Raw genomic sequence first — 23546 nt, forward strand, 5'->3', positions numbered from 1 at the left:
AGGATCAACCCATGTCCCAAGCCACTCAAGAACCGCTGCGCGTTGTGTTTTGCATCGGCATCACCCAGAACTTTTTCGACCTGCCTACCGGCGAAGGCCTGAGCGTGTGGAAAGGCTTCAGCCAGATGATGGGCGACCTCGGCGCCATGCCGGGCATCAATGTGCTGGGGGCGATGGATGACGATCGCTTGATGGTCGGCCCGTCGACCACCTCGCCGTGGACCGTCTACATCATGGCCGACGTTGACTGCCACCAGTCGGTGATCGACGCCTGCAACCTGTTCCGTACCACGCCGGTGGGTGAATACAGCCTGTGGCGCTACGCCAAGGTTGAAGCGCGGATTGGCCGTCCGCTGACCATTCCCGAAGCGGCCAGGGTGTGAGCCATGGACCTGTTGCAGCGTGTTGAAACCCTTGAAGGGGAGAGCCAGGTAAGGCGCTTGATGGCGCGCTACATGGACCTGTGCGACGTGCCCCGGGCGGCGATGAACGTCCGCGAGTTGGCCGGGTTGTTCACCGTGGATGCGGTCTGGGAAGGCATTGGCACAAGTGCCGCGCAGACCTTCGGCCAGCATCAGGGGCGCGACGCGTTGGCGGCGTTTGTCGGCAGCTACCTGCCACCGTCGGATCACTTCGCGTTGAACCTGCATTACCTCACCAGTGAGTCGATTCAGGTGGACGGCAACACCGCTGCGGGGCAGTGGATCATGCAGCAGATTTCCACCTACGCCGACCAGCGCAGCGAGTTGTTCGGCACGCGGCTGACCATCGATTTTCGTCGCGTCGACGGCACCTGGCTGATCGCGCATTTCCGTACGCAGCGCCTGTTCAATAGCATGTTGGGGGTGAACCCATGAGTACCTTCGTCAGCGAATTTCTCTTGGGTGGCAGCGGAAAACGCGTAGCCATCAAGGACTCCATCGACATCGCCGGGTATCCGACCCGCTCGGGCAGCCGTGCCTTTGATGATGCGTCGCCCGCGACCCGGCATGCAGACGTAGTGCGGTTGGTCCTCGACGCCGGCTGGCAGATCGTAGGCAAGACCAACCTGCATGAACTGGCATTTGGGGTCACCGGCATCAACGACTGGAGCGGTACGCCGATCAATCCCCAGGCGCCTGACCGGGTACCGGGCGGCTCCTCCAGCGGTTCGGCCGCGGCCGTTGCGGCGGGCCTGGCGGATATCGCCATTGGCACCGATACCGGCGGCTCGGTGCGAGTCCCGGCCGCGTGCTGCGGGGTTGCCGGTTTGAAGCCGACCTATGGCCGAGTCAGCCGCACTGGTGCGCAACCGGCGGTATCCAGCCTCGATTGCGTCGGTCCGTTTGCCGCGAACATGCAGGACCTGATCGCCGCGATGCAGGTGATTTGCCCGGGTTTCCAGCCACAGGCTGCGCCGTCCGGCAGCGTGCAGGTGGGCTTTCTGGATGTTGCCTGTGAGCCATGGCTGAAGGCGAGCCTGATGGCTGCCGTCGACGCGGCCGGCTGGCGTCAGCAGCGTCTGCATCTGGAGGATTTCGATGCAGCGTTCGGTGCGGGCCTTACGGTGATTAACGTCGAAAACTGGGCAGCCTTCGGTCACCTCACCGGCAAGGGACTGATCGGTGCGGATGTCGAACAACGCTTGTTGGCTGCCAGCCGCACCAGCGCCGCTGATTTGGCCGAAGCCGAAGTCGTGCGCACCCGCTTCAGCCATCAGGTGGACGCCGCGCTCGAAGAATTCTCCGTGTTGCTGCTGCCGACGATGCCTGACCTGCCGCCGACCCTGGCCGAAGCCCGCAACGGCAGCCAGGCCGTGGCCCGCATGACGCCATTGGTGCGGCCATTCAACCTCAGCGGCCACCCGGCGCTGACGGTGCCGGTGACCCTGGCCGACAGCGGGCTGAAGGTGGGGCTGCAGATTGTCGGCCGCAAGGGCCAGGACGAATGGGTGTGTGCCCTTGGCGCACAGCTGCAACAGAGCATCACGGCTCGCCAATAAGAACAACGCCTTGAGGAGGGCTCCATGAGTACCCATGAATACCGGCTGATTGCCAAATCGAAAAGCCTCGACGAGTTGGTCAAGCACGATCGCGTCGACGTCTCGCTGTACAACGACCCGGCGCTGTTCGAGGCCGAACTGGAAAAGATCTTCTACCGCACCTGGGTCTGGGTCGCCCATGAAAGCGAAGTGCGCAACAGCGGCGACTTCAAGACCGCGACCATCGGCCGGCGCCCGGTGATCGTGGTGCGCGACAAGAAAGGCGCGATCAACGTGCTGGAAAACCGCTGCCGTCACCGTGGCGCCACGGTTTGCGAGAAGCACAAGGGCAACGCCACCGGTTTCACCTGCCCGTATCACAGCTGGTCCTATGGTTTGGACGGCAAGCTGCGGGCGCTGCCTTACCCGGACGGCTACGAAGGCATTCTGGAAAAGTCCGAATTACCCCTGACCAGCCTGCGGGTCGACAGCTACGCGGGAATGGTATTCGCCAGCTACAACGACGACATTGAACCGTTGGCCGACTTCCTCGGTGGGGCCAAACACTGGATGGACCTGTTCATGAAACAGGGCGCCGGCTACCCGATCAAGACCCAAGGCGAACACAAGTTCAGCTTCAAGGGCAACTGGAAGATCCAGCTGGAAAACACCACCGACGGCTACCACTTCCCGATCGTGCACAAGTCGTTCATGTCGTCGGTGGACGCCGAGACCTCGGAAATGCTCTCGTTCATGACCGACGAGCAGGCCGTCACCCACTCCCTGGGCAATGGCCACAGCGTGATGGTGATGGTGCCCGAGCATGTCGACCTGGACCATGACGACGGTACCGAGCAGTTGCAGGAGCGTTTCGCCCACGTCACCGAAGAACTGTCGAAAACCATGGAGCCGGCCCAGGTGCGACGCATCGTGCGCTCGCTGCACGGCGCCGGGTTCAACCTCAACCTGTTTCCCAACGTCGCCATGTCGATGTCGTTCTTCCGGGTGCTGCGCCCGGTGTCGGTCACCGAGACCGAAATCCGCCACGTCGCCCTGGGCATGGAGGGCGGCCCGCAGGTTGCCAACCGCGAGCGCCTGCGCATCCACGAACACTTCCAGGGCCCGTTCGGCTTTGGCAGCCCCGACGACGCCGAGGCCTGGGACCGGGTGCAACGCGGCTCGTATGCCGGCGTGGATGCGCCGATCCTGGTCAACCGTGGCCTGAACCGCGAAGTGCTGGCCGACAACGGCGACAAGGTATCCCACGCCACTGATGAAGGCGGCATGCGCGGGGCCTATGACATGTGGAAAAGGATGATGAGCCAATGAACACCCTGACTGGTTTTACCGCACCGCTGGCCCAGGCCATCGAATTCATCTGGCGTGAAGCCGAACTGCTGGACCACAAGGACTACGTGCAATGGGCCGCGTTGTGGAGCGAGAGCGGGCGCTACGTCGTGCCGATCGACCCGGACACTGACGATTTTGAAGCCAACCTCAACTACGCCTTTGATGATGCGCGCATGCGTGACTTGCGCATCGAACGGCTGACGGCGGGGTATTCACCGTCGGCGGTGGATGCGGCGAAAACCGTGCGCAGCGTTTCGCGATTCACCCTGGTGGAAGCAGCGGGAGAGGTGGTGGAAGTTAACTGCGCGCAGTTGCTGTATGCCTACAAGCGTGGGGTGCACACGCCGTTCGTGGCTGACCTGAATTACCGCATCCGCTTCAGCGCCGGGGTAGCGACCCTGGAGCGCAAGGTGGTGCGGCTGATCAATTCCACCGACAGCCTGAGTGCACTCGGCTTCCTGCTGTGAACCCGATCTGACCCACCACACAGAACCAATGTGGGAGCTGGCTTGCCTGCGATAGCGGTGTGTGAGCCAGCACTTCAGGTACTGACCCACCGCTATCGCAGGCAAGCCAGCTCCCACATTTGAAATGAGGACACCCTGATGAACCGAATCGCCCTTGTAACCGGCGCCTCCCGCGGCCTTGGCGAATGCATCGCCCGGCGCCTGCACGCCGCAGGCTACCGCGTGGGCCTGGCGGATGTGCACCTGGACGGCGTGCAGCGCCTGGCCTCTGAACTCGACAACCACGGCGAAACCGCCATCGCCCTCGAGCTGGATGTGCGCAACAAGGCGGATTTTATCCGTGCCCGGGACCTGCTCGGCGAGCGTTGGGGTGGCACCGATATCCTGGTGAACAACGCCGGGGTGTCGAAAGTTGCGGCGCTGATGGACATCACACCCGAGGAATTCGATGAATCGATGGCGATCAACCTGCGGGGCACGTTCGTGGCCTGCCAGGTGTTTGGTGCGCATTTCGCCGAACGAGGGTTCGGGCGCATCGTCAATATCGCCTCCCTCGCCGGGCAAAACGGCGGCACTGCCACTGGCGCGCATTACGCGGCGGCCAAGGGCGGCGTGGCCACGCTGACCAAGGTCTTCGCCCGTGAACTGGCGCCCCGGGGCGTGACGGTCAACAGCATTTCGCCAGGCCCGCTTGATTTGCCGGTGGTGCACGAAACCGTGGCCCCGGAGCGCCTGGAGCAGATCCTCAAGATCATCCCCACGGGCACCCTCGGTGACCCGCGCACCATCGCCGACACCGTGCTGCTGTTGATCGCCGACCACGCCGCCTCGATCACGGGCGCGTGCTGGGACATCAATGGCGGGCTGTTCATGCGCTAGTCACCCCCGAAGAGAGTGGGCCTGCTGCGCAGTCCAGCGAGAGCAAGCTCCCTCGCCACAGGATAGCGTTCAACCGAAACAACAGGATTCAGGTGCTGCAATGATGAAGGTGAAGATCGAACGCATCGTCGATGAAGCGCTGGATATCCGTTCCTTTCGCCTCGTGCGCAGTGACGGCCAGCCTCTCGACAGTTATGAACCCGGGGCCCATGTGGACCTTACCGGGCCGACCGGCGTCACCCGCCAGTATTCGCTGTGCAGCCCGCCCCACGATGGCCGCGCGTACCTGGTGGCGGTGAAGAAAGAGGCGCAATCCCGTGGCGGCTCCCTGGCCCTGCATGAGCAGGTGCAGGAGGGCATGGAGCTGGAGATGGGTGCGCCGCGCAACCTGTTCCGCCTCGACCCGGAGGCGCCGGCCCATGCGCTGTTTGCCGCTGGTATCGGGGTGACGCCGCTGTTGAGCATGGCCTATCGACTGGCCGACAGCGGCCAGCCGTGGCGCCTGCACTATTTTGCACGTTCGGCGCAGTACGCGGCGTTTACCCAGCTGTTGGCCGATACGTTCGGTGAGCATGTGCAGTTTCACTACGGTGTCGAGCCGGGTGCGCTGGATGCAGCCTTGAGCACCTGCCTGGAGCAGGCGGGCGCGGCTGCCCACGTCTACACCTGCGGCCCCGCACCGTTCATGCACAAGGTGGTGGAAGTCGCAGTCCGCAGCCGTCCCGAGGAGGCGATCCACCTGGAGCACTTCCAGGCCGATCCGGCGGCGAACGCCGGGCCCAGTGGTGGTTTCGAGGTGGAGCTGGCCAGCTCCGGCGTGGTGCTGCAAGTACCGGCGAACTCCAGCCTGGTGGACGTGCTGCAGGCCCATGGTTGCGACATCGACACCGAGTGCCGCGAAGGCATCTGCGGCACCTGCATTGTCGAGGTGTTGGAAGGCGTGCCCGAGCACCGTGACAATTGCCTGTCGACCAAGGAGAAGGCCGCCAACCGGCAGATTTGTGCGTGTGTTTCCCGGGCAGTTTCCGCTCGTCTGGTATTGGATATTTGATCGGCGCTACCCGTAAGATTGCTTGGACCAAAAAAATAAAAAACGTGAGGCCTTGCGGTCATGATGAGTTCAACGGTGCAACGTAATGAATCGTTCGAGCGTTGGTTACAGCAGGTTAACCAGGCCTGTGGACGCTTCGATGCCCGGGCCCTGGGCGCTGGGTTTTATGGGGAGTTGAGCGAGTTTCGCAGCGGCGCGATCAAGCTCAGCGTGGTTGATATGGCCCAGGTGCATCTGTATCGCAGCAGCAAGGAAGTCAGTACCGGCAACGAGGGGCACTATTACGCGGTGTTCCAGTTGCAGGGCAGCGCGCAGCTGGAACAGGGCGACAACCGCGCGCAACTGGGCTGCGGTGACATCGCCCTGATCGACGCTTGCCGTCCCAGTGACATGACCTACCACGACAACTCCCGGCAATTGTCGCTGATCCTGCCGCGCCAGGTGGTGGAGCGCGGTTCGCACTTCACTGCGGTCAACTGCGCGACCCGTATCTCGGCGCGCACGCCGTTGGCGCTGATGGCCAGCCAGATGGTGCTCGACACCCGCCAGCAAAACGACCTGGGCATGCAGGAAAGCGAAGCCGTGCTGGATGCATTGGTCAGCCTGTTGCTGCCGGGGATCAGCGCCCGGGACAACGGCGTGGATACCCAGGAACGGCAGTTTCGCAAGACTATCGCCTACATCGACGCGCACATCGGCGCTGAAGAACTCTGCCCCGAGCTGATTGCCCGGGAAGTCGGGGTGTCGGTGCGCGGGCTGTACCGGATGTTTTCCAAGCGCGGGCTGGTGGTGGCGCAATACATCAAGCACCGACGCCTGGATTTCTGCGCCGAAACCCTGCGCCATTCGCCGGCGGAGCAGAAGCTGTCGGCACTCTGTTATGCCTGGGGCTTCTCCGATTCCAGCTACTTCTCATCGGCGTTCAAGTTGCGCTTCGGCGTGTCACCGGGCGAGTACCGCAAGCGCTATAGCCATCATTGATGCGTGCCGCCCCCGGACCTGGAATGCATTTTCCTGTGGAGCCGGGCTTGCCTGCGATGCAGACCACTCGGTCTGACAGGTACACCGCAGCGATCCCATCGCAGCCTCGCCAAAGCTCGACAGCTCCCACATTCAATCATCGCGCGCTACGGATACAACACCTCGCGGACCAGCATGGCGATGCTGGTCACGCCCATCTTTTCCTTGATCTTGGTGCGGTGCACGTCAACGGTCTTCACGCTGATGTTCAGCTCGCGGGCAATCACTTTGCTCGCCTTGCCGTCCACCACCAGCATCAACACTTCTCGCTCCCGGCTCGTCAGCAGCGCCAGCTTGCCTTGCAGGTGCTCGCGCTGTTCCTGGTCGGCCTGGGCCTGTACAGCGGTCTTCAGCGCGGCCTGGATGCGGTCGATCATCTGTTGCGGGTTGTAGGGCTTCTCGACGAAATCCAGCGCGCCGTTTTTCATTGCGGTGACCGACATCGGTATGTCGCCGTGGGCCGACACGAAGATGGTCGGCAAGGTACTGCCGCGCCGGTTGAGGATCTCCTGCAACTGGAAGCCGCTGGTCTGCGGCATGCGCACATCCAGCACCAGGCAGGCGGGCTGTCGCGGGTCGTAGTGCTCAAGGAACTCTTCGGCCCCGGCGAAGCATTGGGCCTTTACGCTGACCGACTCCAGCAGCCAGGCCAGCGAGGTACGCAGGTCTTTGTCGTCATCAACGATGTAAACGATCGGTGTGCGAATTTCCATCAGGGACTGCCACGAGAATTTCTAATTATTGTTTTCGCACGCGGGCACGCTGCGGCGGACATTGGCTCATCTGTGGAGCCTTGCCAGCAGAATACCCAGTGTGAACGGCCCTGACGATAAAGAAACCACCTAGTCGGCATGGGGATCGTCTGAATGGTCGCGCTGCATGGGGCGTCTTAGTCTTGTGGCATCACCCACGGACCGTAAAGGGGCACCGACATGGCCGACCTGAGCCAGCAGCAAATCGACTTTCGCAACGCCATGGCGCAACTGCCGGCCGCGGTGAACATCATCACCACCAACGGCCCGGGCGGGCGTTGCGGGATCACGGCGAGTGCGGTGTGCTCGGTGACGGATTCGCCACCCACGGTGTTGGTGTGCGTGAACCGTGGGAGTGCGACCCATGATGTGTTCCGTACCAATGGTCAGCTGTGTGTGAACGTACTGTGCGGGGAGCAGGAGGAACTGGCGCGGCATTTTGCCGGGATGACCCAGGTGCCCATGGCGGAGCGGTTTGCCTGGGATCTGTGGGATGGCGGCGAGACAGGTGTGCCGGTGCTTCGGGACGCGTTGGTGCAGCTGGAAGGGCGGATCAGTGAGTGCAAGGAAGTGGGCTCCCATTCAGTGATGTTTGTGGAGTTGTCGCGGATAGGCGTTCGGGAGGAGGGTGACAGCCTGGTGTACTTCAATCGGCTGTTTCACCGAATTGAACATGCTGGCGCCCATTGCTGAAGATGCAGAGGATCAAATGTGGGAGCTGTCGAGCTTTAGCGAGGCTGCGATAGCGGAGGGTCAGGCACCCTGTTTATTGACTGTGCCGACGTCATCGCAGCCTCGCTAAAACTCGACAGCTCCCACAGGGGACGTGCTTCGTTGGTTAGAAGTTAGTGGCGAACACCACTTGGCTGTAGAGGTTTTTATCGTGGTTGCCCAGCTGCGTGCCGCCTTGCTCGGCGCTCTTGTCCGGCTGGTACAGGCCGATCAGCGGCATCACCGTCAGGTGGTCGTTGACGTGCCATTCGGCATACAGGTCCAGCTCGTGGCCGTCGTTGTTGCCGAGGTTGCGGTCGATGGTCTTGAAGTCGAACAACACCGCGCCGACGTTGAGGTTCTGCAGGGGCGAAACCTTGAACGTGACGTTCTGGATGCGTGAGTTGTTGTTGAACGGCCCGGCGTAGTTGCCCGCCACTTCACCCTGGAACCAGGTGCCGTAGCCACGGCTGAAACCGTAGAACAGCGGGTCGAAGCCTTCCGAGAAACGGCTGTAGCGGTAGCTCACATACGGCGTCCAGGTCACGTCGGAGAAGGCCCAGCCGGCTTCCAGGTACCAGGCGTCTTCGTTGCCGGTGTGGGGCTTGTCCTGCCAGGCGTATTCGCCGGACAGGAACAGGTTGGTCACCCCGGCATTGCCCGTGGCCCGCAGGCTGTAGGTCTTCATGCCATCGCGTTCCAGCTGCGTGGGGGAGGCATACTGCTTGTCGACATCGGTGGTGTCGATGTACGTCAGCCCCACGGTGCCTTCGGCGGCCACGTGTTCGAGGGTGGCGACGTACATCTCGGTCTTGGCCTGGGCACGGTTGTCGGACTTGAGCCACATCAGGTCGCTGCGCCAGCCGTCCTTGCCGCCCAGGCGCAACACGGCGGTTTCGTCGAAGGCCTTGCGGGCGGCGATGTAGTAGCCGCCGCCGCGATTGAGGTCGCCATCGGCCACGCCCTTGCCGAAGTTCAGCGCGTCGCCGTCAATCAGGAAACCGTCGCCGACCACGATGTTCTGGCGGCCGAAGGACAGGTCCACGCCATTCTCGCCCAGAGCCTCAAACAACGTGCCCGAGCGCCAGCCAAGGTAGGCGTCTTCGAATTTTGTGGTGCGCTCCGAACCGTCGCTGAAACCTGCGGCATCGCCGTCGCCCCAGGTACCGGAACTCAGCAGGTTGGCCGCACCGTAGGTGGTGCCGGCGCCGCTGAAGCTCTTGTCGAAGCTCAGGCCGTACTTCACGTAGCCCTCGCGCCAGGACGAGGAGCCCTTGGCGAGGCGGCCGGATTGACTGTAGTTCTGCTGGCTGTGGAAGACACCGAATACCGCTTCCAGCGTGGCGTTCAGATGACTGCTGTCATCGGCGTACAGCTCATAAGCGCCGGCCGGGTTGGCACCGATCATCAGCGCGAGGGTCGAGAGACGAAGCAAGGGGGACTTGAGCATGGTGTGGCATCCATTCTTGTTCATGACCACAGGGTTGGGGTCTGCCGCGATACTAATGCTGGCGAAGTGACGTGCCTTTTGTCTGGTTGCCAAAGACTTGACTGTGCTTGCCAGAATCCACGGTTTGGCAGCCCGGCCAATACGACTGGCACGCAGGGCAAAACCCGAGCGACCTTGAGCCCTGACAATCGTCGGCAACTTCGATGATTTCCAAGGTCGTTTTTCTATGTTCACTGCACACAGATTGTCCCTGGCCGGCGTGCTGTCGCTGGTCCTGGCCCACAGCGCATTCGCCGCTGAATGCGGCCCTGACCAGAGCCGTGGCGCCCAGGTTTTCGCCAACGAATGCGGCGTGTGCCATGCGGTGGCGAAGGGCGGCACGACAATGATGGGGCCAAACCTGGCGGGCATTTACGGGCGTAAATCCGGCTCCCTGGCGGGCTTCAGCTACTCCCAGGCGATGCGTGACAAAAACGTCGAGTGGCAAGCCGAGACCATCGCGCAATTCATCACCCAGCCCCAGGCGTTTGTGCCCGGCACCTACATGCCCTACATGGGCCTGGCTTCGGCCGACGATCGCCAAGCGGTCGCCTGCTTTCTCAAAGAACAACATTGAATACAGGTGAATCATGAGCAACGTTGAAATCCTGCCGCAGGTGGCTGCATTCCTGGACCGTCGTCATGGCTGCTTTATCGATGGCCAGTGGGTATTTGCCGAGGGCGAACACATCAAGGTGGTCAACCCGGCCACCGGGCAAACCCTGTGCGAAACCCTCGATGCGCCGCTGCACGTGGTGGAACAGGCGGTGCAGTCATCCCATGCGGCGTTCAAGTCCCGCGTGTGGTCTGGCTTGCGCCCGGCCGACCGTGAGCGGATTTTGCTGAACTTCACCGCGTTGGTTGAGGCCCATGCCGAGGAACTGGCGCAGCTGGAAACCCTGAGCCAGGGCAAGTCGATCAACCTGGCGCGGGGGCTGGATCTGAACGCCACTGTGGAGTTCATGCGCTACATGTCGGGGTGGGCGACCAAGATTGAAGGGCAGACCTTTGACGTGTCGATCCCTTTGCCGCCGGGGGCCAGGTTCACTGCGTTCACCAAGCGTGAGCCGGTGGGCGTGGTGGTGGGCATCGTGCCGTGGAATTTCCCGCTGCTGATTGCGGCCTGGAAGTTGATGCCGGCGCTGGCGACCGGGTGCACGGTGATCATCAAGCCGGCGATGGAAACGCCGCTGACGGCGATGCGCCTGGCGGAGCTGGCGCTGGAGGCGGGGATTCCGGCGGGGGTGTTCAACGTGGTGACCGGCGGCGGGGCGTCGGTGGGGGGCGTTCTGACTGCTCATCCGTTGGTGAGCAAGGTGTCGTTTACCGGTTCGACTGCCGTGGGCAAGAGTGTGGGGGTGGCGTGCATGGAAAACATGACGCGGTTTGCCCTGGAGTTGGGGGGCAAGAATCCGATGATCGTGTTGGCGGATGCGGATATTGATAAGGCGATCCAGGGGGCGATCCTGGGTGGGTTGCTGAACAACGGGCAGGTGTGTGCGGCGGCTTCGCGCTTTTATGTGCATCGTTCGGTTTATGACCGGTTTGTCGAGGGGTTGGCGGCGGCGGTGTCGGCGATGCCGTTGGGGGCGGGGATGGATGGTGAGGCGGCGATTAATCCGTTGGTGTCGCGCAAGCAGCAGCAAGGCGTACTGCGCCATATCGAGCAGGCCCGGGCTGAAGGGGCGCGGGTGGTGATCGGTGGGGATGAGGTCGCGGGTGAGGGGTTTTATGTGCGGCCGACGATTTTGGCGGATATCGATCATGGGATGGCGGTGGCCCGGGAGGAGGTGTTTGGGCCGGTGTTGGGGGTGATGGCGTTTGATGATGAGGATGCGGTGATTGAGCTGGCCAATGACAATCGGTATGGGTTGGCGGCCAGTCTTTGGACCAATGATCTGGGTAAGGCGATGAACCTGGTGCCGCGAATCGAGGCGGGGACGGTTTGGGTGAATGCGCATGTGTTGCTGGATCCGGCGATGCCGTTTGGCGGGGTGAAGCAATCGGGCATGGGGAGGGAGTTTGGGCGGGCGGTGATTGAGGCTTATACCGAGCTGAAGTCGGTGTGTATTGCGCATTGATTGGGGGCATATCCGTTATTTAGGTAACGGCGACTTATGGTTTCGCTCTTACAGCGAGTCACTTTGCAAAAGCGGCAAAGTAACCAAAGCGCTCTGCCCCGCCTGTCGGCGCCTCGCTGTGGCTCGGCGTTCCCTTGTAAGATTATTTTCACCTGCTTCAGACCGTGGTGCCCTCAGATTTCAAGATCGTGAGTGAGCATGGGTCGAAGCAGGTTCTTTTCTAAACTAGTCCGAACGGTTGCCTGGGCGTAAAGCCCGATTCTGCAAGGTTGGACGTGAGGAAAACGCCATGGACCATGACTCTGCGTTCGTCGGAATTGATGTTTCCAAAAACAAGCTCGACTCATTCGTCAGCACTACTGGCCAAGTCGAGCAGTTTTTCAATACTCCAGAAGATATCCAGCGTTTAGCTAAGCATCTCAAGGCTCAGATGCCCGCTTTAGTGGTGCTGGAAGCAACTGGCGGATATGAGCGGCTTGCCGCTGCCGAGCTTTGCGCTGCTGGATTACCAGTCGTTGTTGTCAATCCCCGTCAGGTCCGTGATTTCGCTAAGGCTACCGGACGGCTGGCTAAAACCGACGCTCTGGATGCCCAGGTGATTGCGGAGTTTGCTCAGGCGGTCAAACCCGAAATTCGGGAGATGCCAGATGAACACGCTCGTGAACTGGCAGATCTACTGACTAGACGCCGTCAGCTTATCGATATGATCGTGGCGGAGGAGTCTCGACTGAAACAGGCGGTATTCAAGGCGCTTCGACGGGATATCAAGGCACATATCGTCTGGCTTCAAAAGCGTCTTAAAAGTACAGACGATGACTTGCACGAAGCGATCAAAGCTTCGCCGGCCTGGAAGGCCAATTATGATTTGCTGCGCGAGGTCTCAGGTGTTGGCAATGTGCTCGCACTTTCGCTGCTGGCGATGGTTCCTGAGCTAGGCAAAGTGAATCGCAAACAAGTGGCTGCATTGGTTGGTGTGGCCCCTTTTAACTGCGATAGCGGCCTGTACAAAGGACGTAGACGGATATGGGGTGGTCGAGCTGAGGTGCGAAGTGTGCTTTACATGGCTGTCTTGTCCTCGAAGAGCCATAACCCGGTGATCGAGAGGTTCTACAACCGTCTGCTTGCTGCAGGGAAGACGAAGAAAGTGGCGCTGGTTGCATGCATGAGAAAGCTGCTGACGATCCTGAATGCGATGGTCCGAGATCAAAAACATTTCGCTGAAATGGCTTGAGATTCGACACGGTTGCTCACTCCGGCATTGCTCCGCGGGCCGCCGCGACGGGCCATCCATGGCCCGGCGCGGCTAAACCGGCGTCCTGCCGGTTTACCCGCTCCGCAATACCTGCGTTCGGCCTCGGGCTTATTGGGGCAGTCAGATCAAAATCAAAAGCAAAAGCACAGCGGCCTCCCGGCCGGCTTGAGTGTTGAAAGCAAAGGCAAGATCCAGAGCGAAAGCCAAATCTGAAGCTGATGAAGCTCTGCTTTTCTGTGGGAGCTGGCTTGCCTGCGATGCAGACACCTCGGTGCATCAGGTACACCCAGTTGATGCCATCGCAGGCAAGCCAGCTCTCACATTTGACCGTGCCCGCTTCTGATTTTGCTGTTGCTCTTGCTGTTGCTTCACCACACTCAAGCCGGCCGGTAGGCCGCTGTGCTCTTGCTTTTGATCTTGATCTTAGGCGCCCCGTTAAACCACGCTGGCCGAACGCAGGCTTTGGAGCGTGGGTAACCCGGCAGGACGCCGGGTTAGCCGCGCAGGGCCAAGGATGGCCCATCGCGGCGGCCCACGGTCCAAAGCCGGAGTGGGCACACCGAGCCTAAGCGAGGTGCCGAGTGGTGGGGCAAGAGCGTTTTGCTTACTTTTGCGCTGTTCAAAAGTGAGCCGCTGTAAGAGCGGAACCATAAGCCGCCGTTACCTAAATAACGGATATGCACACACCACCCCGCCCAGCCCCTCCACATTGCACCCACGCCCCAGAGCCGATAGTCTTGCCAACCATTACCAAAACCCCAATGCCCCCGGGCCCATTGGGTAAAAGGAGAGGTTTGTGAACATCGGACAGTTCGCCTTTCAACGCCAGGTTGAAACCCTATACGTCGACCACAACAGCTGGCTGCGCACCGTACTAAGGCGCAAGCTGGGCAATGCATTCGACGCCGCCGACCTGGCCCACGACGTCTACCTGCAACTCATGCGCAAGGGCCAACTCCCGCCCACCGGCGAATCCCGCCGCCACCTGACCCAAATCGCCAACGGCCTGGTCATCGACCTCTACCGCCGTCGCCAGATCGAATCCGCCTACCTGCAAGCCCTGACCCTCTTGCCCGAACCCTGCGCCCCCGATGAAGAAACCCGCGCCCTGGCCATCGAAGCCCTGATCGAAATCGACGCCGCCCTGCACAACCTGCCACCCAAGGCACGCCAGGCCCTGTTGCTGTGCAAGCTCGATGGCCTGAGCTACCGCGAGATCGCCGCCGAGCTGCAGGTCTCCGTCTCCTCGGTAGAAAAGTACATCGCCGCCGGCCTGCTGGCCTGCTACCAGACCCTGCACGGCTGACCCACGGCGATGTCGACCGAACAGCCAATCGCCCCCGATATTATCGAGCGCGCCACCGCCTGGATGGCCCGCCTGTGGGCCGATGACGCCAGCGCCCAAGACCACGCCAACTGCCTGCGCTGGCGTGCCGAACACCCCCATCACGAACTGGCCTGGACACGCCTGCTGGGCTTCGAGCAAAAACTCAACAGCGTCCCCGCCGCAGTAGCCAGGCACAGCCTGGCCGAACCCGACGCTCCCGACTCCCCCGATCGCCGGAGCACCCTGCGCCTGCTGGGCCTGTTGGTAGCAGCCGGTGGCCTCACCTACGGCGTGCGCCGCACCGACGCCTGGCAACTGGCAAGTGCCGGCCACAGCACCCGCACTGGCGAAATTCGCGAAGTCGTATTGCCCGACGGTACCCGCCTGGTGTTGGGCTCGGCCTCGGCGATTGACGTGCAATTCGACGACCGCCAACGCCTGGTACGGTTGCGGGCCGGCGAGGTCTTCATCACTACCGCGCCGTCATCTCGACCGTTTCGGGTGCAGAGTCGCCAAGGTGTGTTTCAGGCCCTGGGCACGCGCTTCAGCGTCCGCCAATGCGACGACAGCTGTCAGTTGGCAGTGCTTGAGGGCGCCGTACACGTGCAGCCGGACCATGGCCCAGCGGTGCGAGTGGAGGCGGGGCAAGGTGCCACGGTTTCCAGGGACAAGGTGCACCCGACTGCGGCGGTGACTGACCGCAGCATCGCCTGGGTCAAGGGGCTGTTGGTGGCTGATGGTACCCGGCTCGACGAGCTGATCGCCGAGCTGGCGCGCTACCGCCCCGGAGTGCTGCGCTGTGCGCCGGAGGTGGCGATGCTGCGGGTCAGCGGCGTGTTGCACCTGGACAATACCGACCTGGCCCTGAACAACCTGGCCGCCGCGTTGCCGATACAAGTGGTGAGGCGCACCCGCTATTGGGTGACAGTACGTGCCCCTGCCTGAAAAAAACTTGAGGTTTGATTGAGGGTTTTGGCGGCTCGTTCGGAAGATAAGATAAGGGCGAGCAAAGGCTCATTCAGTCAGGGAGACTTCATGAGTAACAAGGATGTGGCTGCGGCCAAACCCAGGGGGCGGGGCGCGGTCTCGCAAGTGTTGCGGCCGGTGCGCGGGCGACTGATCGCTGCGGCACTGCTGGCCGGTGTGGGCAGTATGCTGACGTTGGTGCCGCTGGGCGGCATCGTGCATATCGCCAGGGTCGCCCTCGGCTGGCCGTCCATGGCCCAGGCGTCGGGCGAGGTGTGGTTGACCCTCTGTGTCAGCCTGGCGAGCCTGTTCGCGGGCCTGCTGTTGATGACGGTTGCGGAGACGGTCGCGCACCTGGCCGACAACCACATCACTCGCCACCTGCGCCTGGCAATCGCCCAGCGACTGAGCCAGGTGCCGCTGGGCTGGTTCACCGAGCGGGCGTCGGGCGAGGTCAAGCAGGCGATGCAGGACGACATCGGCACCCTGCACAGCCTGACTGCGCATTTCTATACCACCGCCGGGCGTTGCGCCGGGGCAGTGTTGTTGTCGGCGGTGTATCTGTTCTCGGTCGACTGGCGCATGGCGCTGGTATCGCTGTTGCCGTTTCCGGGGTTCTTCCTGTTCTTCAATCGTGCGATGAACGCCAGCGGCCGCACCAGGCAGGCCTTTGTCGAACGCATGACCCGGGTCAATAACGCAGTCGTCGAGTTCGTCAATGGCATTCCGGTGGTCAAGGCCTTCGGTGCCATCGGCAAGGCCCACGCAAGCTACCGCAAAGCGGTGGATGATTTCAGCAAAGCCTTCGTTGAATTCACCCGGCCGCTGGTGGGGACGATGGCCAACGCCAATGCAATGATCGCCCCGGTGACGGTGCTGGCAACGGTGCTGACGTTCGGCCTGGTGTTTATCAGCCTGGGCTGGATCAGCGCCGTAGAGGTGCTGCCGTTCGCCATTGTCGCGCCGGGTATTTGTGCGCCGCTGATGCTGCTGAGTTACATCACTCACGACCTGAACAACGCCGTTGGCGCCGCCGAGCGTGTACAGGCACTGCTGGCGACACCGGTGCTGGCACAGGTGGAACCGGGTTCCGAGCGGCTGCCCAAGGACGCCGAGGTGCGCGTGGAAAACCTCGGGTACGCCTACGACCCGCAGAACCCGGTACTGTCGAACATCAGCTTGACCCTCAAGCCCGGCACCGTCACCGCCATCGTCGGCGCTTCGGGCTCGGGCAAGTCGACCCTGGCGCGCCTGCTGCTGCGCTTTTTTGACCCGACCGAGGGGCGTATCACCCTGGGCGGCGTCGACCTGCGGCAGATCGAGACCTCGCAGCTCTACAACCTGATTGGATTCGTGTTGCAAGAGGTGCGCCTGGTCCACGCCAGCATTGCGGAAAACATCGCCCTCGGCCGGCCCAGCGCGAGCCGCAAGGAAATCGAGGCGGCCGCCCGGGCCGCGAATATCCACGAATGCATCATCGGCTTGCCACGGGGCTACGCCTCGGTGATCGGCGAGGACGCGCAGTTGTCCGGCGGTGAGCAGCAGCGCATCAGCATCGCCCGCGCGGTATTGCTGGCGCCGCCGGTGCTGGTGCTGGACGAGCCCACGGCCGCCGCCGATGCCGGGAACGAGGTGGCGATCCAGGACGCGCTGTCACGCGTTGCCCAAGGGCGCACGCTGCTGGTGATCGCCCACCGCCTCGACACCGTGATGCACGCCGACCACATCATCGTGCTGGAAAACGGCCGCATCGTTGAACAGGGCAACCATCCCCGACTGATCGCGCAGGAGGGCCGCTACGCGCGCCTGTGGGCGTCGGGCGGCTACAAACAGACTCGCGAACAGGCGCTGCCGACATGCTGAAAACCTTTATCGAACTGTCGGGCGACGACGGGCCAGTCTTGCGTCGCTATGTGGGAAAGGTGGTGTTCTACGGCGCGCTCTGTGGGCTGACCATCGCTGCGCTGGTGCCGGTACTGACCGATATGCTGAACGGTGATCTTGCCGAAGCCGCGTTGTGGCTGGTGGTGTTTCTGGCGGCGGTGGCGACGTGTTGGGCTACGCGACGGGAAGTTGAAAAGGCCGGCGTCGCGGTGGGCGTGGCGGTGCTGCAAGGCGGTCGCCAGCGGATTGGCGATCATGTGGCCGGGCTGCCCGTCGGCTGGTTTACGCCGGATAACACCGCGCGGCTCAACCAGGTGGTGACCCAGGGCATGATGACCGTGGCCCAACTGCCGGCCCATGTATTTACCCCGGTGCTCAGCGGCGTGGTGACGCCGTTGGTGCTGGTGCTGGCGTTGTTTGTGTTGAACTGGAAAATGGGCCTGATCGCCTTGTTGGCATTGCCGATTCTCGGTGCTGCGTTCTGGTTCAGCGCCCGGCTGGGCCGGCGTGCCGACCGGGCGTTTCAGCGCAGTTCGGCCGACACCAGCCAACGCATGCTGGAGTTCGCCCAATCGCAGTCGGTGTTGCGTGCGTTCAGTGGCGGCGGTAGCTCGGTGTTCCTGCAGCGGGCGATTGAACAGCAACACGCGACAGGGGCACGCCTGATCCTGCTGTCTGCAACCTCGGTACTGCTGAATATGTGGTTGGTGCAGGTGGTGTTCGCCGCCTTGTTGATCGCCGCCGCGTTGTGGCTTGACGCCTACCTGGGGAATGCCTTGTACGTGGGTTCGGTGATCGCGGTGATGGTCTCGCTGTTGCTGGTCAGCCGCTTCGTTGACCCGCTGCTGGAGGTGGCCGGCTATGGCGAGACGTTGCGCGGCGCCGGGATACAACTTGAGGCGGTGCGCGAGATCCTTGCAGCTTTGCCGATGAAGGAACCCAGCGCGCCGCAGTGTCCGCGGGATGCCTCCGTGGAATTGTGCGACGTCAGCTTTCGTCACCCTGGTAGTCCTCGGGACGTGTTGCGTGGCGTGAACCTGCGTATTGAGCCTGGCAGCATGACCGCACTCGTAGGGGAATCCGGCTCCGGCAAGACCACGCTCTTGCGGTTGGTCGCGCGATTTTTCGAGGTCAGCCAGGGCCAGGTGTGTATCGGTGGCGTGGATGTGCGACAGATGTCCGGCGAGCAACTCAACGCGCAGATCAGCCAGATTTTCCAGGACACCTACCTGTTCCAGGGCAGCGTCGCCGACAACATTCGCCTCGGCAAGCCCGATGCCAGCGATGCGCAAGTATTGAAGGCCGCGCGACAGGCCGGCGTGCAAGAAATCATCGAGCGCCTGCCCATGGGCCTGTCGACCACCGTGGGCGAGGGCGGGGCACGCCTGTCCGGTGGCGAGCGCCAGCGTGTTGCGATCGCCCGGGCGCTGGTCAAGGGCGCGCCGATCCTGTTGGTGGACGAAGCTACGGCTGCATTGGACGCCGAGAACCAGGCGGTCATCGCCGAAACCCTGGCACGCTTGCGCGGCACGTGCACGTTGATCGTGATCGCGCATCAGCTGTCGACGGTGGTGATGGCCGACCAGATCGTGGTGCTTGAAGAGGGCCGGATCGTAGAGCACGGCACGCCTGAACAACTGACGGCCCGCCAGGGGCGCTATGCCCGGTTCCTGGCACAGCGGCGGGCGTCGAAGGGGTGGCGTATCGCCTAGTGGACCCGCCAGGACGGCGGGTCCGAGCGCAGGGTCAGAGCTTCGGCAGTTGCCCGATGCGGCCCATCATTTCGGTGACAATCTGCAGGTCCAGCAGGAACTGGTCGACGGTCTTGAACTCGCTGTCGGTGTGGCCGGTGTACTTGACCTCCGGCCGCGCCAGGCCGAATTGCACGCCATTAGGCAGCTCATGCACCGAGGTCGCACCGGCGGAAGTGCCGTACTTGTGTTCCATGCCCAGGTTCTCGCTGGCCACCGCCAACAGCGCCTTGACCCACTCGCCTTCAGGGTTGCGGTACATCGGCTCGGCGATCGAGTAGTCGAAGCTCACGGCTACGTGACTCTTCTTGGTCCACGCGGCCAGCTTGTCAGCAATTTCAGCCTTGAGCGCCTCCGGCGACTTGCCTTTTGGCACCCGCAGGTTGACTGCCAGCTTGAAGGCTTTGTCATCCTCACCCACATAGGTCAGCGAGGTGGTCAGCGGCCCCATGAACGCATCGGAGAAGCCCACACCCAGTTTGCCGCCCAGGTAATCCAGGCCCCAGTTGTTGGCGGCATAACGCGCGGCGTCGGTGAACTGGTTGTGCTTGAGCGTGACTTTGCCGTCGAGGCTGTTGAGGAAATCGAGTATCCGGGCCACCGGGTTCACCCCGGATTCCGGCTCGGAGGAGTGGGCGGACACGCCGGTGACGGTCAGTTGGACGTCCTTGCCGACGACCTTGGCTGCCACTTCGAAGTCACCGCCATTGCGTTTGGCGTATTCGCTACCGGCCTTTTGCAGGCTGGCGGCCAGTTCAGCGGGCTTGTCGCTCAACAGTGTCACCACCGACGCCGACGGAATCTGGTTGGTGGCCTTGCCGCCGGTCATCGAGATGATTTCTGCGCCTTTGCCTTCAGCCTTGCGCTTGGGGAACTTGGCCATGACCGTGCCGTAGCCTTTCTCGGCGATCACCACCGGGTAGCCGCCATCCAGCGCCAGGTTGTAGTTGGGCGTTGGGTTGTGTTCGAAGTAGTACGGGATTGCGTCGCCGGAGGTTTCCTCGGTGGTGTCCACCAGCAGCTTGAAATTGCGTGCCAGTGGCAGCTTCTCTTCCTTGATCACCTTCATCGCATACATCGCTACCACGATGCCGTTCTTGTCGTCCTCGGTGCCGCGGCCATACATGCGATCGCCAATCAGCGTGACCTTGAACGGATCGAGCTTGGTGCCGTCCTTGAGCACCCAGTTTTCCGGGGTTACCGGTACCACATCGGCGTGAGCATGGATGCCGACGACTTCATCGCCGCTGCCTTCCAGGGAGATCTCATAGACACGGTTATCGATATTGCGGAAGTTCAGGTTGAACGACTCGGCCAGGCTCTTGATCTTGGCGGCGATCTTGATGAACTCGGGGTTGTCGTGCTGGGCCACGCCGGCCACTTGGAAGGTCGGGATCTCCACCAGTTCGCGCAGGGTTTCAGTGGCGGCAGCGCCGTACTTCACTCGCGCATACAGGCCCAGCAGGCGATGGATTTCATTCTGCTGGTCGGCGGTCAGGTCCTTGTTGTCGAGGAACGCGCTGATGGCCGGGCCGAGGTTGTCGCTCTTCGCCACGTCACTCTTGGCCAGGCTACCGAGAAACTGCCTGAAATCCTTCACCGAAGCATCGCTGAAGGTCTTCAGGATGATCGCGTTCTGTTGCGGGGTGAGGTTGGCTTGCGCTTGGGTGTTGAACACCGAAAGGCTGGCGGCCATCAGGGTGGCTACGGCCAGTTGCTTGAGGGAAAAATCCATTGCTGAGGGCATTCCTTTGCAGGGAGTGAGTGAGAAATGTCTGATCAGAAGGTCAGAAACAATTTCACACACTACCATCGGGAGGCTGGGGGAGGGGAGTGCTTGAGTAGGAAATTTCCCGTAGAAATGCGCAATGACCCACAGAACAGAACGCTCCGGTATGGTTCTGCGGTTAGGGTGTTATTTGTGCAAAGGAGTGGTGTTGATGATGCTTTCAGACCGTTATCGCGGCAGCCTGCTTGGGCTGGCCTGTGGTGATGCAGTAGGGACTACGGTTGAGTTCATGCGCCGTGGGTCGTTTGCCCCGGTCACTGATATGGTGGGGGGTGGACCGTTCCAGCTTTTGCCTGGTCAGTGGACGGATGACACTTCCATGGCGCTGTGTCTGGCCGAAAGCCTGCTGCGCAAGAATGGTTTCGACGCTGCCGATCAGATGGGGCGTTATTTGAACTGGTGGAAGTGGGGCTACCTGAGTGCTACGGGGGAGTGTTTCGATATCGGCACAACCGTTCGTGATGCATTGACGAAGTATCAGCACACAGGCGATCCGTTCGCGGGCTCCACCGACCCGTACTCGGCGGGTAACGGGTCAATGATGCGCCTGGCCCCGGTGGTGCTGTTCTGTTTCCCTGAAGCCGAGCGCTTGCGGGAGTTTACCGTCGACAGTTCCCGCACTACTCATGGCGCGTTGGAGGCGATTGAGTGCTGCCTGGTGCTGGCGGAGTGTATTTCCAATGCGCTGCGTGGGGATTCGAAAGCGCAGGTACTAAAGGTTGACTATCTGGACTTGAGCGAACCCAAAGTTGTGGACATTGCTGATGGGCACTACCTCGATAAGGCGCGCAGCGACATCGTTGGTTCTGGTTACGCGGTGGCTTCGCTTGAAGCTGCGCTATGGTGTTTTTATCACACCAACAGCTTTGCCGAGGCCGTGCTGGCTGCGGCAAACCTGGGGGATGACGCCGACACTACTGCGGCGATCGTGGGTCAGTTGGCTGGTGCGTATTACGGCGTGCAGGGCATTCCAATCGAGTGGTTGGGCAGGGTGTGGCAGCGTGAAGAAATTCAGGAGACTGCCGATGCGTTGTTTCAGGCGGCACAAGGCCAGGCTGCTGCGCTCTAGGTATCCGTCAGCCCTTCAACTCCGCCAACTGTTTCCACTCAATCGAAAACCTCGCCAGGTATTTGCGTAGTCGGTCGGCATCGTTTGGTTGCGCCTTGGCTTGTCGGGAAACACCGAACAGGCGTCGTCCGGCATCGGAAATGCTGTCGGACTGGAGGCATGTTTCGATCACGGCGTTGAGTTGCAACTGGTCGAACAGGTCCAGTTCGGTATCGACGCCCAGGCGTGACAGCCAATCGTTTTGCGGCGACGCCAGGCCCCAGGCGTAACGCAGTCGGTCGATCTCTTCCTGGGTCTGGTTTTCGTCGATGCGCCCGCTGTCCGCCAGGGTGGCCATGCGCGTGATGGAGGCAGACAGTTCGCGAAAGTTACCCAGCCAGGCCGCTTCGCTGGAGCAGGCAAAGGCGAGGTAGCGCCGCCGGGCTTCGAGGTTGAAGCGCACCACTTGGCCTTGTTCGCGGGCATGGCGTTCCAGTTCGAAGTCGATGTTCGGTTCGATGTCTTCATGACGCCCGGCCAGGCCCGGCAGGTCGAAGGTCCAGAGGTTGATCCGGGCGTACAGGTCTTCGCGGAACAGCCCTTCGGCGACGCGGCCGCGCAGGTCGCGGTGGGTGCCTGCGATGATCAGGAAGTCGCTGGTGACTTCCTGGTCGCCACCGAGGGGGAAGAAGCGTTTCTCTTCGACGGCCTTGAGCAGCATCGCCTGTTCGTCGAGCCCAAGCTCGCCGATCTCATCCAGGAACAACATGCCGCCATCTGCCGCGCGCAGCAAACCATCGCGAGCGTTCTGGGCGCCGGTGAAGGCGCCTTTGATATGGCCGAACAGAGCCGACATCGCGCCATCGCCGCGCAAGGTGGCGCAGTTCACTTCAACAAAACGCCCCTGGACCTGATGCCGGCTGCGCTTGAGTTCGTAGATGCGCCGCGCGAGGAATGACTTGCCGGCACCGGTAGGGCCGATCAGCAGCATCGGCGCCTTGGAGCGCACGGCCACGCGTTCGATCTGTTCGATGGAGCGGTTGAAGGCCGGGTTGCGTGTGGCGATTCCGGATTTGAGGAAGGCCAGGCTTTCCAGGCGCTTGTGGGCGAAGCGCGATGCGATGCGGTCGTAGCGCGACAGGTCGAGGTCGATCAGCGCATGGGTGCCGGTGGCACGCTCCTCTTCGTTGCGGCGGCGAGCCGGGGACGTCTGGATCAAGCGGGCTGGCAGGTAGCGCGCTTCCGTCAGCAGGAACCAGCAGATTTGCGCAACGTGGGTGCCGGTCGTGATGTGGACCAGGTAGTCCTCGTGGTCGGTATCGAAGCGGTAGCTGGTGGTGAAGTCGTGCAGAGCGCCGTACACCTCCTCGAAATCCCAGGGGTTCTTCAGGTGCATGGGGTGCAGCCGCACCTCGGTTTCCGGCGATACCTGCAGGATGTCGTCGCGTACCCGCTGAGCCAGGCTGACGTCTCGTGCGTCGACGCCGTGAATCAGCTCCAGGCGATCAATCAGTACTTCCTGCTGCTGGCAGAGGCCCACGCTGGGCCGCCAATGGTTCCAGCGGTTGGCGCCTTTGCCGACCCGGTCCAGGGTTGAACCGATAAAACCTATGGCGACCGTGCGCTTTTGAATCATGGCGATACCAAAATATAGATGGCGATATGTAAGGATAAGTAATTTCTGATGGGAATGTCATCGCAGTCGAGTCGATTAGTTATTTAAATTAAAAATATTCATATAAAACAAATAGATAAAAATATTTAACGGC

21 protein-coding genes are annotated in these 23546 nt (G+C 61.9%); 17 read left to right on the plus strand and 4 right to left on the minus strand.

Going from position 1 to position 23546, the window contains the following annotated elements; all coding sequences use genetic code 11:
- Nucleotides 1-11 precede the first annotated feature (11 nt).
- From BLU46_RS28730 to feaR, 8 genes are all read left to right on the plus strand, one after another.
- Nucleotides 12-383, plus strand: coding sequence for a hypothetical protein (locus BLU46_RS28730; RefSeq protein WP_003208867.1), 372 nt, complete (start codon nucleotides 12-14; stop codon nucleotides 381-383).
- Nucleotides 384-386: 3 nt separating this feature from the next.
- Entirely contained in the window at nucleotides 387-857 is a 471-nt protein-coding gene (locus BLU46_RS28735) for a nuclear transport factor 2 family protein (RefSeq protein ID WP_093208551.1), read from the plus strand.
- Nucleotides 854-1981: an amidase gene (locus BLU46_RS28740; protein WP_093208554.1), complete on the plus strand. Its 1128-nt coding sequence runs from the start codon at nucleotides 854-856 to the stop codon at nucleotides 1979-1981. Before BLU46_RS28735 ends, BLU46_RS28740 begins: the two co-directional genes overlap by 4 nt.
- A 24-nt stretch (nucleotides 1982-2005) precedes the next feature.
- Entirely contained in the window at nucleotides 2006-3289 is a 1284-nt protein-coding gene (locus BLU46_RS28745; RefSeq protein WP_003208861.1) for an aromatic ring-hydroxylating oxygenase subunit alpha, read from the plus strand.
- Entirely contained in the window at nucleotides 3286-3777 is a 492-nt protein-coding gene (locus BLU46_RS28750; RefSeq protein ID WP_063029047.1) for an aromatic-ring-hydroxylating dioxygenase subunit beta, read from the plus strand. Before BLU46_RS28745 ends, BLU46_RS28750 begins: the two co-directional genes overlap by 4 nt.
- 138 nt (nucleotides 3778-3915) lie before the next feature.
- Nucleotides 3916-4656, plus strand: coding sequence for an SDR family NAD(P)-dependent oxidoreductase (locus tag BLU46_RS28755; RefSeq protein WP_093208557.1), 741 nt, complete (start codon nucleotides 3916-3918; stop codon nucleotides 4654-4656).
- A gap of 100 nt (nucleotides 4657-4756) precedes the next feature.
- Complete coding sequence (locus BLU46_RS28760; protein ID WP_093208561.1) at nucleotides 4757-5707, plus strand: PDR/VanB family oxidoreductase; 951 nt, start codon at nucleotides 4757-4759, stop codon at nucleotides 5705-5707.
- Between the two features lie 60 nt (nucleotides 5708-5767).
- The gene (gene feaR / locus BLU46_RS28765; protein WP_063029053.1) at nucleotides 5768-6688 is read left to right on the plus strand and encodes a transcriptional regulator FeaR; all 921 of its coding nucleotides are present in this window, start codon (nucleotides 5768-5770) and stop codon (nucleotides 6686-6688) included.
- A gap of 146 nt (nucleotides 6689-6834) precedes the next feature.
- Here the strand turns inward: feaR and BLU46_RS28770 are convergent, their stop codons facing one another.
- Nucleotides 6835-7440: a response regulator transcription factor gene (locus BLU46_RS28770; protein WP_087695222.1), complete on the minus strand. Its 606-nt coding sequence runs from the start codon at nucleotides 7438-7440 to the stop codon at nucleotides 6835-6837.
- A 219-nt stretch (nucleotides 7441-7659) separates the two neighbouring features.
- On the opposite strand from BLU46_RS28770, the gene hpaC reads away from it, so the two are divergent.
- Nucleotides 7660-8172 carry a 4-hydroxyphenylacetate 3-monooxygenase, reductase component gene (hpaC, locus tag BLU46_RS28775; protein WP_063029057.1) on the plus strand — a complete coding sequence of 171 codons (513 nt, stop codon included), beginning with the start codon at nucleotides 7660-7662 and terminating at the stop codon, nucleotides 8170-8172.
- Nucleotides 8173-8317: 145 nt separating this feature from the next.
- Here the strand turns inward: hpaC and BLU46_RS28780 are convergent, their stop codons facing one another.
- Complete coding sequence (locus BLU46_RS28780) at nucleotides 8318-9640, minus strand: alginate export family protein (RefSeq protein ID WP_093208567.1); 1323 nt, start codon at nucleotides 9638-9640, stop codon at nucleotides 8318-8320.
- 226 nt (nucleotides 9641-9866) lie between these two features.
- Between BLU46_RS28780 and BLU46_RS28785 the strand changes: the two genes are divergently transcribed.
- From BLU46_RS28785 to BLU46_RS28820, 7 genes are all read left to right on the plus strand, one after another.
- A complete protein-coding gene (locus BLU46_RS28785; protein WP_063029061.1) occupies nucleotides 9867-10256 on the plus strand; it encodes a c-type cytochrome in 390 nt (129 codons plus the stop codon).
- Nucleotides 10257-10269: 13 nt separating this feature from the next.
- Nucleotides 10270-11760 (plus strand): aldehyde dehydrogenase family protein, encoded by a 1491-nt coding sequence (locus tag BLU46_RS28790; RefSeq protein ID WP_093208571.1) that lies wholly within the window; start codon nucleotides 10270-10272, stop codon nucleotides 11758-11760.
- 289 nt (nucleotides 11761-12049) lie between these two features.
- The gene (locus tag BLU46_RS28795) at nucleotides 12050-12991 is read left to right on the plus strand and encodes an IS110 family RNA-guided transposase (RefSeq protein WP_093200084.1); all 942 of its coding nucleotides are present in this window, start codon (nucleotides 12050-12052) and stop codon (nucleotides 12989-12991) included.
- An 817-nt stretch (nucleotides 12992-13808) separates the two neighbouring features.
- On the plus strand, nucleotides 13809-14318 hold the full coding sequence (locus BLU46_RS28805; RefSeq protein WP_093208575.1) for a sigma-70 family RNA polymerase sigma factor: 510 nt from the start codon (nucleotides 13809-13811) through the stop codon (nucleotides 14316-14318).
- 9 nt (nucleotides 14319-14327) lie between these two features.
- The gene (locus tag BLU46_RS28810) at nucleotides 14328-15284 is read left to right on the plus strand and encodes a FecR domain-containing protein (RefSeq protein ID WP_063029067.1); all 957 of its coding nucleotides are present in this window, start codon (nucleotides 14328-14330) and stop codon (nucleotides 15282-15284) included.
- 90 nt (nucleotides 15285-15374) lie between these two features.
- Nucleotides 15375-17168 carry an ABC transporter ATP-binding protein gene (locus tag BLU46_RS28815; protein ID WP_063029069.1) on the plus strand — a complete coding sequence of 598 codons (1794 nt, stop codon included), beginning with the start codon at nucleotides 15375-15377 and terminating at the stop codon, nucleotides 17166-17168.
- Complete coding sequence (locus tag BLU46_RS28820) at nucleotides 17162-18901, plus strand: ABC transporter ATP-binding protein (protein WP_093208578.1); 1740 nt, start codon at nucleotides 17162-17164, stop codon at nucleotides 18899-18901. Before BLU46_RS28815 ends, BLU46_RS28820 begins: the two co-directional genes overlap by 7 nt.
- A gap of 34 nt (nucleotides 18902-18935) precedes the next feature.
- Here BLU46_RS28820 and BLU46_RS28825 read toward each other — a convergent pair whose 3' ends face one another.
- Nucleotides 18936-20675 carry a dipeptidase gene (locus BLU46_RS28825; protein ID WP_093208582.1) on the minus strand — a complete coding sequence of 580 codons (1740 nt, stop codon included), beginning with the start codon at nucleotides 20673-20675 and terminating at the stop codon, nucleotides 18936-18938.
- 205 nt (nucleotides 20676-20880) lie between these two features.
- Between BLU46_RS28825 and BLU46_RS28830 the strand changes: the two genes are divergently transcribed.
- The gene (locus BLU46_RS28830; protein WP_408003253.1) at nucleotides 20881-21798 is read left to right on the plus strand and encodes an ADP-ribosylglycohydrolase family protein; all 918 of its coding nucleotides are present in this window, start codon (nucleotides 20881-20883) and stop codon (nucleotides 21796-21798) included.
- A 7-nt stretch (nucleotides 21799-21805) separates the two neighbouring features.
- Here BLU46_RS28830 and rtcR read toward each other — a convergent pair whose 3' ends face one another.
- Complete coding sequence (gene rtcR / locus BLU46_RS28835; RefSeq protein ID WP_093208588.1) at nucleotides 21806-23413, minus strand: RNA repair transcriptional activator RtcR; 1608 nt, start codon at nucleotides 23411-23413, stop codon at nucleotides 21806-21808.
- Between the last annotated feature and the right edge of the window lie 133 nt (nucleotides 23414-23546).

This window comes from Pseudomonas yamanorum, from assembly GCF_900105735.1.
Lineage (GTDB): Bacteria > Pseudomonadota > Gammaproteobacteria > Pseudomonadales > Pseudomonadaceae > Aquipseudomonas > Aquipseudomonas yamanorum.